Consider the following 13,140-nt stretch of genomic DNA (forward strand, 5'->3'; position numbering starts at 1 on the left):
CCCATTCCTCCGGAGCCTTCCATGTCCCGCGTTACCCTGAGTCGCTATTTGATTGAGCAGACCCGCAGCAACAACACTCCTGCCGATCTGCGCTTCCTGATCGAAGTGGTGGCGCGTGCTTGCAAGGAGATCAGCCACGCTGTGTCCAAAGGCGCCCTGGGTGGTGTTCTGGGCAGCATGGGCACGGAAAACGTGCAGGGCGAAGTGCAGAAGAAGCTCGACGTGATCTCCAACGAGATCCTCCTGGAAGCCAACGAATGGGGCGGTCACCTGGCCGGCATGGCGTCCGAGGAAATGGACAATGCCTACCAGATCCCGGGCAAATACCCGAAAGGCGCCTACCTGCTGGTATTCGACCCGCTGGACGGTTCGTCGAACATCGATATCAACGCGCCTGTTGGCACCATCTTCTCGGTGCTGCGTTGCCCGAATGAGTACCTGAGCCAGAACGAAGCCTTGAACGAAAAGGCCTTCCTGCAGCCGGGCACCCAGCAGGTTGCTGCCGGTTACGCCATCTACGGCCCGCAGACCATGCTGATCCTGACCCTGGGTCATGGCGTCAAGGGCTTCACCCTGGACCGTGAAATGGGCAGCTTCGTGCTGACCCACGAAGACATCAAGATCCCGGAATCCACCCAGGAATTCGCCATCAACATGTCCAACGAGCGTCATTGGGAAGCCCCGGTCAAGCGCTACGTGAGTGAGCTGCTGGCCGGCGACACCGGGCCACTGAAAAAGAACTACAACATGCGCTGGGTCGCGGCCATGGTCGCCGACGTGCACCGTATCCTGACCCGTGGCGGCTTGTTCATGTACCCACGCGACAGCCGCGAGCCGGAGAAGCCGGGCAAACTGCGGCTGATGTACGAAGCCAATCCGATGTCCTTCCTCATCGAACAGGCTGGCGGTTCTTCTACCGACGGTCGCCAGCGCATCCTCGACATTCAGCCTGAAGGCCTGCACCAGCGTGTTGCCGTATTCCTTGGTTCCAAGGAAGAAGTGGCTCGTGTGACGGGCTACCACAAGGAATAAGACATGGCCCAGTCCTGGCAGCCTCTGCTTGATTGGTGGTTCGGTTCAGCCGAAAAGCCGGCAGAGGTGGTCGCTGCCAAGGGCAGGCTGTGGTTTGGCAAACGCGACAGCCAGGACCTCGAAGCGTGCCAGCGCTTTGGTGGTCTGGTGGAGCAGGCTCTGGCTGGCGGATTGACCGAGTGGACGCAAAGTCCCCAAGGTTGGCTGGCCCTGGTGCTGTTGCTCGATCAGTTGCCGCGGATGATCTATCGCGATACGCCCAAGGCGTTCTCCGGCGATACCCGTGCCCAGGCACTGGTGGCGCAAGGCATTGCCGCGGACCTCGACCGGCGCTTGCCGGCCATGCAACGCAGCTTCATCTACCTGGTGTTCGAGCATTGCGAGCACCTGGCGGTGCAGAACGAAGGGGTTTCCCGCTTTGCTGCCCTGCACGACGAACAACCGGAGGAAGATCGCCCGGTGTTTGCTGATCAGCTGGACTACGCCGAACGGCACCAGAAAATCATTGCCCGCTTCGGGCGCTTTCCCCATCGCAACGCCATCCTCGGTCGTGAGTCCACTGCCGAGGAGCTGGCTTTCCTGCGCGAGCCTGGTTCGCGTTTCTGACGGCCGGCAAGCATTACTTGCCCGCTCGCAATAGGCGCTTCATCAGCAATGACGGCAGGTCTTTGCGTGTATCGGCAATGATGTGGATAAAGACGGTGTTCTCCCGCACTTCGTAGATCACCCGGTTCATACCGCAAAGTACCTGACGATAGTGGCGCAGATTGAGCTGCTGAATTTCGTCAGGTACCACGCCAGCGTAGGGCGAGGTCGCCAGTTGAGCCACGGTGGATTTCAAGTGCTGGAAGGTGCTGTGCCAGGCTTGGGGAGAGAATCGACTGATCAGGTATTGTCTGAGCTCTTTCAGGTCGCGTTCTGCCGAATGCAGAATGACCACCTTGAATCTCATTGCAGGTCGTCCCGCTCCAGGTCGGCAAACACCTGCTCTGCATCACGGAACTGACCGGCTTCAATCTCCCGGTTGCCCAAGGCCAGAAGTTTCAACATGGCCAGGGTCGCTTCCTGTTCCTCAAAGCTCTGTACATCCATAACCACCAGCTTGGCTTCGCCATTCTGGGTAATAACCAGAGGCTCGCGGCTTTCCGTCAGTTGCTTGACGATCTCGGCGGTGTGGCTTTTCAGGTAACTGATGGGCTTGATCTGGGATGAAAGCTTCATGGGGCGGGCTCGACTGTAAAGGCAGGCCTGAGTTTAGTCTTAATCCAGTTCTGTTGGGGGCGTGCAGACCAGCGACTGTATTGCCGAATGTCCGCAATCGAATGATTTCACCGGCAAGCCGGTTCCTACGAATACTGGTAGGAGGCGGCTTGCCGGCGAAGCTGCTCCTCAGATACGGAAGCTGCCCACCAGGTGCTGCAGGCGCTTGGCCTGTTGTTCCAGGTCGGCGCAGGCGCGCAGGGTGGCTTGCAGGTTTTCCACCCCTTCCTGATTCAGGGTGTTGATTTCGGTGATGTCGACGTTGATCGATTCCACCACCGCGGTCTGCTCCTCGGTGGCGGTGGCCACCGACTGGTTCATGCCGTCGATTTCGCCGATGCGCTGGGTCACGCTGCCCAGGCGTTCGCCGGCCTGGTTGGCGATGCCGACGCTGCTTTCGCTCTCACGCTGACTCTCGGTCATGGTGCCCACCGCTTCACGGGCGCCCACTTGCAGCTCCTCGATCATTTTCTGCACTTGCTGCGCCGAATCCTGGGTGCGGTGGGCGAGGTTACGCACCTCGTCCGCTACCACCGCGAAACCGCGTCCGGCCTCACCGGCGCGAGCCGCTTCGATGGCGGCGTTGAGGGCCAGCAGGTTGGTCTGCTGAGAAATGCTGGTGATGACTTCGAGGATCTGCCCGATGTTCACCGTGTTGCTGTTGAGGGTCTCGATGTTGTCGCAGGAGCTGCTGATCTTTGCCGACAGCTGATGCATGGCGGCGATGGTCTGATCCACCACTTGCTGGCCGTCTTGCGCCAGGCTGCGGGCCTCGCTGGAGTGCTGCGAGGCGAGGGCGGCGTTCTGGGCGATTTCCTGGGCGGCGGCGCCCAGTTGGTTGATGGCCGCGGCCACGCTGCTGGTGCGCGAAGCCTGTTGGTCGGAGTTGAACATCGACGAGTTGGAGGCGGCGACTACGCGCAGGGCCACTTCGTTGACCTGGCCGGTGGCCGAGGACACTTCGCGGATCGAACTGTGGATGCGTTCGACGAAACGGTTGAACGACACCCCCAGGGTGCCGAATTCGTCGTGGCCATGGATCACCAGGCGTTTGGTCAGGTCGCCTTCGCCTTCGGCGATGTCGTGCATGGCCCGGCCCATCACGTGCAGCGGTTGCATCAGGATGCGGATCAGCATGCCCAGCAGGCTGATGATGATCACCACCGCGATCAGCATGGCGATGATCGCCGAGGTGCGAAATTCACTGAGCACGGCAAAGGCGGTGTCCTTGTCCAGGACCAGGGCCACGTACCAGTCGGCCGAGGGCACGCCGTTGACGTGGGTGAAGGAGATGAACTGGGTCTTGCCGTTCAGCTGCACTTCTTTCAGGCCGGGGCTGATGCTCGGGGCACCCGCGGGATAGGCTTCGGCGAGGCTCTTGAGCACCAGTTTGCTGTCGGGGTGGATGAGGATCTTGCCGTCGGCGCTGACGATGAAGGCCTGGCCATGACCGCCGAAGTTCAGCGAGTTGATGATGGCGCTGATGCTCGACAGGTCAATATCGGCGCCGGCCACGCCGATCATCTGGTTCTGATGCTGCACCGGGGTGGCCACGGTGATCACCAGTTTGCCGGATGAAGCGGCGATGTAGGGTTCGGTGACGATGGTCCGTTGCGCGCCGGTGGCCGCCTTGTACCAGCCGCGGGCGCGGGGGTCGTAGTCGGCGGCGCGATTGCCGGCCGGCACCGAAAACATCACGCCGTCCTGGCCGCCGAAGTAGCTGAGCTGGAAGTTGCTGGTATAGGCGGGCAGGCCGACGCTGCGTTTCAGGCTCTCGGCGCCGTTGCCATCCACGGCGATCTGCTGGGCCAGAGACTGCAGGAGCTGGATGCGGCTTTCCAGCCAGGTCTGGATATTGCTGGTGGTCAGGCTGCCCAGTTCCTGCATGGTGGACTCGGTGCTGCTGCGCAGGGCCTCACGCTGTCGGTAGTCATTGAACAGAATAAAACAGGCGAACGCGACGGCCACCACAAGGGCGGCGGCAAGCAGGATCTTGTGGCTGAATTTCATATTGCTGGTCATTAAGTGAACTACCGCGATGGGCTGGTCAACGAGGGGCGTCAATTTGCCACAGTGGAGGGCTTTGCGCTGCAGTTATGTCGACTGGCTATTACTGAAGATGAGGCCTCGTGGAGAAAAACCGACGAACAGCAGGGCAAGGCGAAAAGGTGTTTGATTTACCGGGAAAATGCCCGGAGCACCGGGCAAGAAATACCCGGCCGAGCGGGGAACCAGAAGGGGGTTTTCTCTTCTAAGCTTCTGGTTGGCTGACAGGCCTTCCCCCTTTCGTCCAGGAGTTCACCATGTCCCTGCGTTCTCTCGCTCTGTTGTCGTTCTGCGTGCTGCTGGCTGCGTGCAGCAAGGTCAATCAGGAAAACTATTCCAAGCTCTCGGCGGGCATGCCCAAGGCCGAGGTTGAACAACTCCTGGGCAAGCCGACTGACTGTTCGGGCGCGCTGGGCATGTCCAGCTGCACCTGGGGCGACAAGAACAGCTTTATCAGCGTGCAGTATGCCGGTGACAAGGTTCTGATGTTTTCCGGGCAAGGCCTGAAGTAAAAAACCGGGGCTTCGGGCCCACGGGAGAAAAATAATGATGCGTTTTGTTTTCACTCTTCTGGTCGGCCTGCTCTTGGCCGGCTGCGCCACGTCCCGGGACGATTCGCTGGCGCCCAAGACCGTCAACCACGTCGATCTCAAGCGTTACCAGGGGACCTGGTACGAGCTGGCGCGGTTGCCGATGTATTTCCAGCGTAACTGTGCGCAATCCGAGGCCCGCTACACCCTGTTGCCGGAGGGTAACGTGGCGGTGCTCAACCGCTGCCTGACCCCGGAGTGGAAGTGGGAGGAGGCTCGTGGCACGGCAACGCCTCAGGTGCCGGGCAAGACCGACAAGCTGTGGGTCGAGTTCGATAACTGGTTCTCGCGGCTGCTGCCGGGGGCGACCAAGGGCGACTACTGGGTGCTGTATGTCAGCGATGACTACAAGACCGCGATTGTCGGCAATCCCAACCGCCGTTACCTGTGGTTGCTGTCGCGGACCAAGGAGGTCAATGAGACGGTGCGTGAAGAGTTGCTGAGCAAGGCGCGTCAGCAGGGCTACGACACCACGCGGTTGATCTGGCGGGTGTCAGACTCGGCCATGGCCAAGACCTCGAAATAGATTCATCCCCTGTAGCAGCCGGCTGGCCGGCGAAGGCGTTCGTGAGAATGCTTTCGCCAGCACGTCGGCTCCTACGAACTTGGGGTCAGTTGAGCAGCTCGCGCAGGACTTGGGTGAAGGCCCGGCTACTGTCTTCTTCGGCGGCGTGACGTCCGTTACGCACCACCCACTGACCACCCACCATCACATCCCGGACCTGGCGGTCGCCGCCGGCAAACAGCCAACGGTTGAGAATCCCGTCGCCATCCGCGGTGGCCAGGTAAGGATCGTTGCCATCCAGCACCAGCCAGTCGGCGCGCTTGCCCACGGCCAATGCACCTATGGGTTGCCCCAGCGCCTGAGCGCCGCCAGCGAGCGCGGCATCGTACAAAGTGCGGCCGACCATGGGCTGGTCCGCGCGGTACAGGCGGTTGCGACGCTGGTCCCGCAGGCGTTGGCCGTACTCCAGCCAGCGCAGTTCTTCTACCACGCTCAAAGACACGTGGCTGTCGGAGCCGATGCCCAGGCGTCCGCCCTGGGCGAGGAAGTCCACCGCCGGGAAGATACCGTCGCCCAGGTTGGCCTCGGTGGTCAGGCACAGGCCGGCAATGGCCCGGCTTTCGGCCATGAGGCTGACTTCTTCCGGATTGGCGTGAGTGGCGTGGACCAGGCACCAGCGTTGATCCACCGCGACGTTTTCATACAACCATTGCAGTGGGCGGCGTCCGCTCCAGGCCAGGCAGTCGTCGACTTCCTTCTGCTGTTCGGCGATGTGGATGTGTACGGGACATTGGCGGTCGCTGGCGGCCAGGACTTCGCTGATCTGCTGTGGCGTGACCGCGCGCAACGAGTGAAAGCACAGGCCCAACTGCTGGTTGGCCTGTTGCGCCAGCAGGGGCTGCAAGTGCTGTTGCAGTTGGAGGTAGTTTTCCGTGCTGTTGATAAAGCGGCGTTGGCCGTCATTGGGGGCCTGGCCGCCGAATCCCGAATGGCTGTACAGCACGGGCAGCAAGGTCAGGCCGATGCCGCTGCTGGCGGCCGCCTGGCTGATGCGTCGGGACAGCTCGGCAGGGTCGGCGTAGGGCTGGCCGTCGGTGTCGTGATGCACATAGTGGAATTCCGCCACTGAGGTGTAGCCGGCCTTGAGCATCTCGATGTACAGCTGGCGGGCGATGATCTCCAACTGTTCAGGACTGATCTTGCCCACCAGGCGGTACATCAGGTCGCGCCAGGTCCAGAAGCTGTCGTTGGGGTTGCCGGCCACTTCCGCCAGCCCGGCCATGGCTCGCTGGAACGCGTGGGAATGCAGGTTGGGCATGCCGGGTAGCAGCGGGCCCTTGAGCTGTTCTGCACCTTCTGCACTGGCGTTGGCCTGGATGTGAGTCAGCAGGCCGTCGGCACTGACTTCAAGACGTACATGGTTGGCCCATCCATCATGCAGCAGCGCGCGTTCGGCGAAGAAGGCGGACATGGTTCAAGCACCCCATCGTGTGTTATTTGTATATACATATACAGACGTTTGCCTGCTCGGTAAACTCCGGCAAGCTAGTCACCTTTTTTGCTCAACAAGGATTTCCCGTGCCGACTCCGCCTGCCAAATCGCCGCTGGCTGCCCATCTGGGCGATAGTCCGGCGCCCTTGTATGCCCGCGTCAAACAGATGATCACCCAGCAGATCGAGAGCGGAAACTGGCCGCCGCATTACCGCGTTCCCTCGGAAAGCGAGCTGGTCAATCAGCTGGGCTTCAGCCGCATGACCATCAACCGCGCACTGCGGGAAATGACCGCTGAGGGCATGCTGGTGCGCATGCAGGGCGTGGGGACCTTCGTCGCCGAACCCAAGAGCCAATCGGCCTTGTTCGAAGTGCACAACATTGCCGACGAGATCGCCTCCCGCGGTCATCGCCACACCTGCAGGGTCGTCACCCTGGGCGAAGAGGCTGCCGGTTCCGAGCGCGCCCTGGCCCTGGACATGCGCGAAGGGCAGCGAGTCTTCCACTCGCTGATCGTGCATTTTGAGAACGACATCCCGGTGCAGATCGAGGATCGCTTCGTCAACGCCCTGGTGGCGCCGGAGTACCTCAAGCAGGACTTCACCCTGCAAACCCCTTACGCCTATCTGTCCCAGGTCGCCCCCCTGACCGAGGGCGAGCATGTGGTGGAGGCGATTCTCGCCGAGCCCGAAGAGTGCGAGCTGCTGCAGATCGAGCGTGGCGAGCCGTGCCTGTTGATTCGGCGTCGCACCTGGTCCGGGCGCCAGCCGGTGACCGCCGCCCGGTTGATCCACCCCGGTTCCCGTCATCGTCTGGAAGGGCGCTTTCATAAATGATCCAGTCCACTCTGTTACGTGCCGCCGACTACCCGCGCATGCCATGGAAAAACGGCGGCGGCAGCACCGAAGAAATCACTCGTGACGCCGGCACTGGCCTGGAAGGTTTTGGCTGGCGCCTGTCGATTGCCGATATCGGCGAATCCGGCGGCTTTTCCAGCTTTGCCGGTTATCAGCGAATCATCACCGTGCTGCAGGGTGCGGGCATGCAACTGACGGTCGATGGCGAAGAGGTACGGCCCTTGCTGCCCCTGGACCCCTTTGCCTTCAGCGGTGCCAGCCAGGTGAATTGCACCCTGCTGGAGGGCGCGATCCGCGATTTCAACCTGATCTATTGCCCTGAGCGTTACGTCGCCCGCTTGCAGTGGTTCGATGGTCAGCAACGCTTCTTCACCCAGGCGCACACCGTGCTGGTGTTCAGTGTCGCCGAGCAGACCTGGGTGGACACGGGCAGCATCCCGGTGCAGGCATTGGGGCGTTATGACTGCCTGCGCCTGGATGACAATGCCGGGGTTATGGAAATCGCCACCGATGGACGCTGCTGCGTCATCGAACTCACCGCCATCTGATCATTGTGGCTGGGTGCAGGCCGGGATACGGCCTGCTACCGGCTTCTATTCGTTCCCTCGCTGCGCCGGAACCCCAGCCCGCACCTGCCGTGCAGAACGGGCACACATCTCCCTGCAATTGCTGTTTCTCTCGCGCACCAGTTTGTTACCGAACGCCCCAGCACAGCGCAAAACCGGGTTTTGGTAACAGCTTCGCTGCGGCCAAAAAACTCTTCTGGAAAATTCTCGCCCTGTTGAAAGCCTTGTCCAGCAAGGCTTGCGGTTTGCTCTCAAGGTTTTTCAGGTACGTCTCAAGCGAGTTGGCCGCTTGATTGCATATGCTTGTATGTACAAGTAAATATGTGTGCGTAAGAGTCGATGGAATCCTCTTCGCACCTTGGACTCATCGCCGAGGAGTTTTTCCGTGACTGACAGCAAACCCACCCAATTCCGCAACGTCGAAATCCGCGCTGCACGTGGCAACAAGCTGACCGCCAAGAGCTGGCTGACCGAAGCGCCGCTGCGCATGCTGATGAACAACCTCGACCCGGAAGTTGCAGAGAATCCCAAGGAACTGGTGGTCTACGGTGGCATTGGCCGCGCCGCGCGCAACTGGGAGTGTTACGACAAGATCGTCGAAGCCCTGACCCAGCTGAATGACGACGAGACCTTGCTGGTGCAGTCCGGCAAACCGGTGGGCGTGTTCAAGACCCACAGCAACGCGCCGCGGGTGCTGATCGCCAACTCCAACCTGGTGCCGCACTGGGCCAGTTGGGAGCACTTCAATGAACTGGACGCCAAGGGCCTGGCCATGTACGGCCAGATGACCGCCGGCAGCTGGATCTACATCGGTAGCCAGGGCATCGTCCAGGGCACTTATGAAACCTTCGTTGAAGCCGGTCGCCAGCATTACGACTCCAACCTCAAGGGTCGCTGGGTCCTGACCGCCGGTCTGGGTGGCATGGGCGGCGCGCAACCGCTGGCCGCGACCCTGGCCGGGGCGTGCTCGCTGAACATCGAGTGCCAGCAGACCAGCATCGACTTCCGCCTCAAGACCCGCTACGTCGACGAGCAGGCCACCGACCTGGACGACGCCCTGGCACGCATCAAGAAGTACACCGCCGAAGGCCGCGCGATCTCCATCGCCCTGTGTGGCAACGCTGCAGAAATCCTGCCGGAGCTGGTGCGCCGTGGCGTGCGTCCGGACATGGTCACCGACCAGACCAGCGCCCACGACCCGCTCAACGGCTACCTGCCTAAAGGCTGGACCTGGGAGCAGTACCGCGACCGCGCCAAGACCGAGCCGGCTGCCGTGATCAAGGCCGCCAAGCAGTCCATGGCCGAGCACGTCAAAGCCATGCTGGCCTTCCAGAAGATGGGTGTCCCGACCTTCGACTACGGCAACAACATCCGCCAGATGGCCCAGGAAGAGGGCGTGGAAAATGCGTTCGACTTCCCAGGTTTCGTCCCGGCCTACATCCGTCCGCTGTTCTGCCGTGGTGTCGGTCCATTCCGTTGGGCGGCGCTGTCCGGTGATCCGCAGGACATCTACAAGACCGACGCCAAGGTCAAGGAACTGATCCCTGACGATGCCCACCTGCACAACTGGCTGGACATGGCGCGCGAGCGCATCAGCTTCCAGGGCCTGCCGGCGCGGATCTGCTGGGTCGGCCTGGGCCAGCGTGCCAAGCTCGGCCTGGCGTTCAACGAGATGGTGCGCAGCGGCGAGCTGTCGGCGCCGATCGTCATCGGTCGCGACCACCTGGATTCCGGCTCGGTGGCCAGCCCGAACCGTGAAACCGAATCCATGCAGGACGGCTCCGACGCCGTGTCCGACTGGCCGCTGCTCAACGCCCTGTTGAACACTGCCAGTGGTGCGACCTGGGTTTCCCTGCACCACGGTGGCGGTGTCGGCATGGGCTTCTCCCAGCATTCGGGGATGGTCATCGTCTGCGACGGCACCGATGAAGCGGCCGAGCGGATTGCCCGGGTGCTGCACAACGATCCGGCCACCGGGGTCATGCGTCACGCCGACGCCGGCTACCAGATCGCCATCGACTGCGCCAAGGAACAGGGCCTGAACCTGCCGATGATCACCGGTAAGTAACCGCAGCATCGGCTCACCCCACTCTCCCTGTAGGAGCCAGCTTGCTGGCGAAGCAAGCACCACGGTGCATCAGCTGCACCGCCTCGCGAGCAAGCTCGCTCCTACAGTGGAAATCGTCTGCAGTGCCCATAGAGGTTTGACGTCCATGGCCTTAGCGAATGATCGTGCAAGCAGCAAGCCGTTGATCGAAAGGCGTTCGATCGACTACATCCCGGAAGCGGAAAGACACGGTCGTCTCTTGAGCCAGTTCACTCTGTGGCTGGGTGCCAACCTGCAGATCACGGCCATCGTCACCGGCGCTCTGGCGGTGGTGTTGGGCGGTGATGTGTTCTGGTCGTTGATCGGGCTGTTGATCGGGCAACTGCTGGGCGGCGCAGTGATGGCGCTGCATGCGGCGCAAGGACCGAAGCTCGGCCTGCCGCAGATGATTTCCAGCCGGGTGCAGTTCGGGGTCTATGGCGCGGCCATCCCGATGGTGCTGGTGTGCCTGATGTACCTGGGTTTCACCGCAACCGGCACGGTGCTTTCCGGGCAGGCGCTGGGCCAGATGTTCGGTGTCAGTGACAGCATCGGCATCCTGATTTTCGCCAGCGTCATTGTGCTGGTCACGGTGCTTGGCTATCGGGTGATTCACTACATCGGCCGGGTTGCCAGCGTGATCGGCGTGATCGCCTTTTTCTACCTGTTCAGCCGGCTGCTGAGCCAGACCGACGTCAGCGCCTTGCTGGCGATTCGGCACTTCAGCTGGAGCAGCTTCCTCCTGGCGGTGTCGTTGGCCGCATCCTGGCAGATCGCTTTCGGGCCTTATGTCGCCGACTATTCGCGCTACCTGCCGAGCAAGACGTCGCCATTGAAAACCTTCCTCGCCGCCGGTGCCGGTTCGGTGATCGGTGCCCAGGTGGCGATGGTGCTCGGGGTGTTCGCCGCGGCCCTGTCCAAGGGCCAGTTCGCCGGTCGTGAGGTGGCCTACATTGTCGGCTTGGGCGGCACTGGCGCCATAGCGGCGTTGCTCTATTTCAGCATTGCCTTCGGCAAGGTGACCATCTCGACGCTGAACTCCTACGGCAGCTTCATGTGCATCGCCACCATCATCAGCGGCTTTCGCGGCGAGCTGAAAGTGACGCGCTTGCAGCGGTTGATCTTCGTGTTGCTGATCGTCGGTGCCGCGACCCTGATCGCGCTGCTGGGCCAGCACTCGTTCCTCGGCGCATTCAAGTCTTTCATCCTGTTCCTGCTGGCGTTCTTCACGCCCTGGAGCGCGATCAACCTGGTGGATTTCTACTGCATCACCAAAGAGCGCTATGACATCCCGGCGCTGTCCAACCCGGACGGCCGCTACGGGCGCTGGAATGCCATGGGCATCACTATTTATGTGTTCGGCGTGCTGATCCAGATGCCGTTCATTTCCACCCACTTCTATACCGGCCCCCTGGTGGCGAGTCTGGGCGATACCGATATCTCCTGGATCATCGGCCTGGTGGTGCCCGCGGCGTTGTACTACGTCTGCGCGAAGAAGTGGCATGGCGCGGTGCCCGAGCACCTGATCCTGCCGGTAGAGCAGGACGCGCCCAACGAACAAAAGCTGAGTCAGGCCCGTCGCGCTGCTGCGGTGTGAGTCTTGACGGGACGTGGACAGGGCTGGATGCCTCTTAACTGCCGTAAGCCAACTCATGATTAGGAGCGTCACACAATGAAAATGCATAAGACCCTGCTGACCACGTTGCTGTCCATGGGCTTGCTGGCCGCTTCCGGCGCCCAGGCGGCCGGCTGGTGCGAGTCGGGCAAACCGGTGAAGTTCGCCGGCCTGAATTGGGAAAGCGGCATGTTGCTGACTGACGTCCTGCAGTTCGTCCTGGAGAAGGGCTATGACTGCAAGACCGATAGCCTGCCGGGCAACTCCATCACCATGGAGAACGCCCTGGGCAGCAATGACATCCAGGTCTTCGCCGAAGAGTGGGTGGGCCGCAGCGAGGTGTGGAACAAGGCCGAGAAGGCCGGCAAGGTGGTGGGCGTCGGCGCGCCGGTGGTGGGAGCCGTCGAAGGTTGGTACGTGCCGCGCTATGTGATCGAGGGCGACGCCAAGCGCAAGCTCGAAGCCAAGGCGCCAAACCTGAAAAACATCGCCGACCTGGGCCAGTACGCCAGCGTGTTCAAAGACCCGGAAGAACCGAGCAAGGGCCGCTTCTACAACTGCCCGGCCGGTTGGACCTGTGAGCTGGACAACAGCGAGATGCTCAAGAGCTACGGCCTGGAAAGCAGCTACACCAACTTCCGCCCGGGTACCGGCCCGGCCCTGGATGCGGCGGTGTTGTCGAGCTACAAGCGTGGCGAACCGATTCTCTTCTACTACTGGTCGCCGACCCCGCTCATGGGCCAGGTGGATCTGGTCAAGCTGGAGGAGAAACCCGGCGTCGACAAGAGCGTGAGCATCAAGGTCGGCCTGTCCAAGACCTTCCATGACGAAGCTCCTGAACTGGTGGCGGTACTGGCCAAGGCCAACCTGCCCATCGATCTGCTTAACCAGAATCTGGCGCGCATGACTCGCGAACGCATCGAGTCGCCGAAACTGGCGAAACTCTTCCTCAAGGAACATCCTGAAGTCTGGCACCCATGGGTCAGCGACGACGCTGCCAGGAAAATCGACGCGGCCTTGTAGGTCGGGCTTTTCCGAGGGTTCACAAGAGCCGTCGGAGGCTGGACCACAACCTCCTTTGATCGAGAGTT

Annotated in this window: 14 protein-coding genes and 1 pseudogene; 10 read left to right on the forward strand and 5 right to left on the reverse strand. The window is 61.6% G+C overall.

Translation table 11 applies throughout. From position 1 onward, the window contains the following. Positions 1 to 21: 21 nt before the first annotated feature. Together KHO49_RS02970 and KHO49_RS02975 are read left to right on the forward strand one after the other, a co-directional pair. A complete protein-coding gene (locus tag KHO49_RS02970; RefSeq protein ID WP_102862754.1) occupies positions 22 to 1,032 on the forward strand; it encodes a class 1 fructose-bisphosphatase in 1,011 nt (336 codons plus the stop codon). Between the two features lie 3 nt (positions 1,033 to 1,035). Beyond that, positions 1,036 to 1,638, forward strand: a complete 603-nt coding sequence (locus tag KHO49_RS02975; RefSeq protein ID WP_213664593.1) for a DUF924 family protein — start codon at positions 1,036 to 1,038, stop codon at positions 1,636 to 1,638. A 13-nt stretch (positions 1,639 to 1,651) separates the two neighbouring features. On the opposite strand, the gene KHO49_RS02980 is transcribed toward KHO49_RS02975, so the two are convergent. From KHO49_RS02980 to KHO49_RS31420, 4 genes and pseudogenes are all read right to left on the reverse strand, one after another. Then, positions 1,652 to 1,984: a type II toxin-antitoxin system RelE/ParE family toxin gene (locus KHO49_RS02980; protein WP_102882113.1), complete on the reverse strand. Its 333-nt coding sequence runs from the start codon at positions 1,982 to 1,984 to the stop codon at positions 1,652 to 1,654. Next, on the reverse strand, positions 1,981 to 2,253 hold the full coding sequence (locus KHO49_RS02985; protein WP_102882112.1) for a type II toxin-antitoxin system Phd/YefM family antitoxin: 273 nt from the start codon (positions 2,251 to 2,253) through the stop codon (positions 1,981 to 1,983). Before KHO49_RS02985 ends, KHO49_RS02980 begins: the two co-directional genes overlap by 4 nt. Before the next feature lie 168 nt (positions 2,254 to 2,421). Beyond that, positions 2,422 to 3,186: a methyl-accepting chemotaxis protein gene (locus KHO49_RS31415; RefSeq protein ID WP_371826192.1), complete on the reverse strand. Its 765-nt coding sequence runs from the start codon at positions 3,184 to 3,186 to the stop codon at positions 2,422 to 2,424. A 93-nt stretch (positions 3,187 to 3,279) separates the two neighbouring features. Further along, positions 3,280 to 4,314, reverse strand: a pseudogene (locus KHO49_RS31420) (HAMP domain-containing protein); the annotation flags it as partial. A 3-nt stretch (positions 4,315 to 4,317) separates the two neighbouring features. Between KHO49_RS31420 and KHO49_RS02995 the strand changes: the two are divergent. Genes KHO49_RS02995 through KHO49_RS03005 form a run of 3 tightly spaced genes read left to right on the forward strand, consistent with a single transcriptional unit; the run spans position 4,318 to position 5,454 of the window. Next, complete coding sequence (locus KHO49_RS02995; RefSeq protein ID WP_102882110.1) at positions 4,318 to 4,563, forward strand: hypothetical protein; 246 nt, start codon at positions 4,318 to 4,320, stop codon at positions 4,561 to 4,563. Between the two features lie 32 nt (positions 4,564 to 4,595). After that, on the forward strand, positions 4,596 to 4,850 hold the full coding sequence (locus tag KHO49_RS03000) for a hypothetical protein (RefSeq protein WP_011058771.1): 255 nt from the start codon (positions 4,596 to 4,598) through the stop codon (positions 4,848 to 4,850). 34 nt (positions 4,851 to 4,884) lie between these two features. Beyond that, complete coding sequence (locus KHO49_RS03005; protein WP_102862758.1) at positions 4,885 to 5,454, forward strand: lipocalin family protein; 570 nt, start codon at positions 4,885 to 4,887, stop codon at positions 5,452 to 5,454. A gap of 85 nt (positions 5,455 to 5,539) precedes the next feature. Here the strand turns inward: KHO49_RS03005 and KHO49_RS03010 are convergent, their stop codons facing one another. Further along, positions 5,540 to 6,904, reverse strand: coding sequence for a formimidoylglutamate deiminase (locus KHO49_RS03010; protein ID WP_213664594.1), 1,365 nt, complete (start codon positions 6,902 to 6,904; stop codon positions 5,540 to 5,542). 107 nt (positions 6,905 to 7,011) lie between these two features. Between KHO49_RS03010 and hutC the strand changes: the two genes are divergently transcribed. The 5 genes from hutC to KHO49_RS03035 all read left to right on the forward strand — a co-directional run bounded on the left by hutC (position 7,012) and on the right by KHO49_RS03035 (position 13,072). Next, positions 7,012 to 7,761, forward strand: a complete 750-nt coding sequence (gene hutC / locus KHO49_RS03015) for a histidine utilization transcriptional repressor HutC (RefSeq protein ID WP_102862760.1) — start codon at positions 7,012 to 7,014, stop codon at positions 7,759 to 7,761. After that, the gene (locus KHO49_RS03020; RefSeq protein WP_102862761.1) at positions 7,758 to 8,330 is read left to right on the forward strand and encodes a HutD/Ves family protein; all 573 of its coding nucleotides are present in this window, start codon (positions 7,758 to 7,760) and stop codon (positions 8,328 to 8,330) included. Before hutC ends, KHO49_RS03020 begins: the two co-directional genes overlap by 4 nt. 403 nt (positions 8,331 to 8,733) lie before the next feature. Continuing rightward, positions 8,734 to 10,416 carry a urocanate hydratase gene (gene hutU, locus KHO49_RS03025; RefSeq protein ID WP_102862762.1) on the forward strand — a complete coding sequence of 561 codons (1,683 nt, stop codon included), beginning with the start codon at positions 8,734 to 8,736 and terminating at the stop codon, positions 10,414 to 10,416. A gap of 145 nt (positions 10,417 to 10,561) precedes the next feature. Continuing rightward, positions 10,562 to 12,031, forward strand: a complete 1,470-nt coding sequence (locus KHO49_RS03030) for a purine-cytosine permease family protein (RefSeq protein WP_102882107.1) — start codon at positions 10,562 to 10,564, stop codon at positions 12,029 to 12,031. Between the two features lie 75 nt (positions 12,032 to 12,106). Beyond that, a complete protein-coding gene (locus KHO49_RS03035) occupies positions 12,107 to 13,072 on the forward strand; it encodes an ABC transporter substrate-binding protein (RefSeq protein WP_102882106.1) in 966 nt (321 codons plus the stop codon). Positions 13,073 to 13,140: the final 68 nt, after the last annotated feature.

It is taken from the genome of Pseudomonas sp. RC4D1, assembly GCF_018390395.1.
Classification (GTDB): domain Bacteria; phylum Pseudomonadota; class Gammaproteobacteria; order Pseudomonadales; family Pseudomonadaceae; genus Aquipseudomonas; species Aquipseudomonas danubii.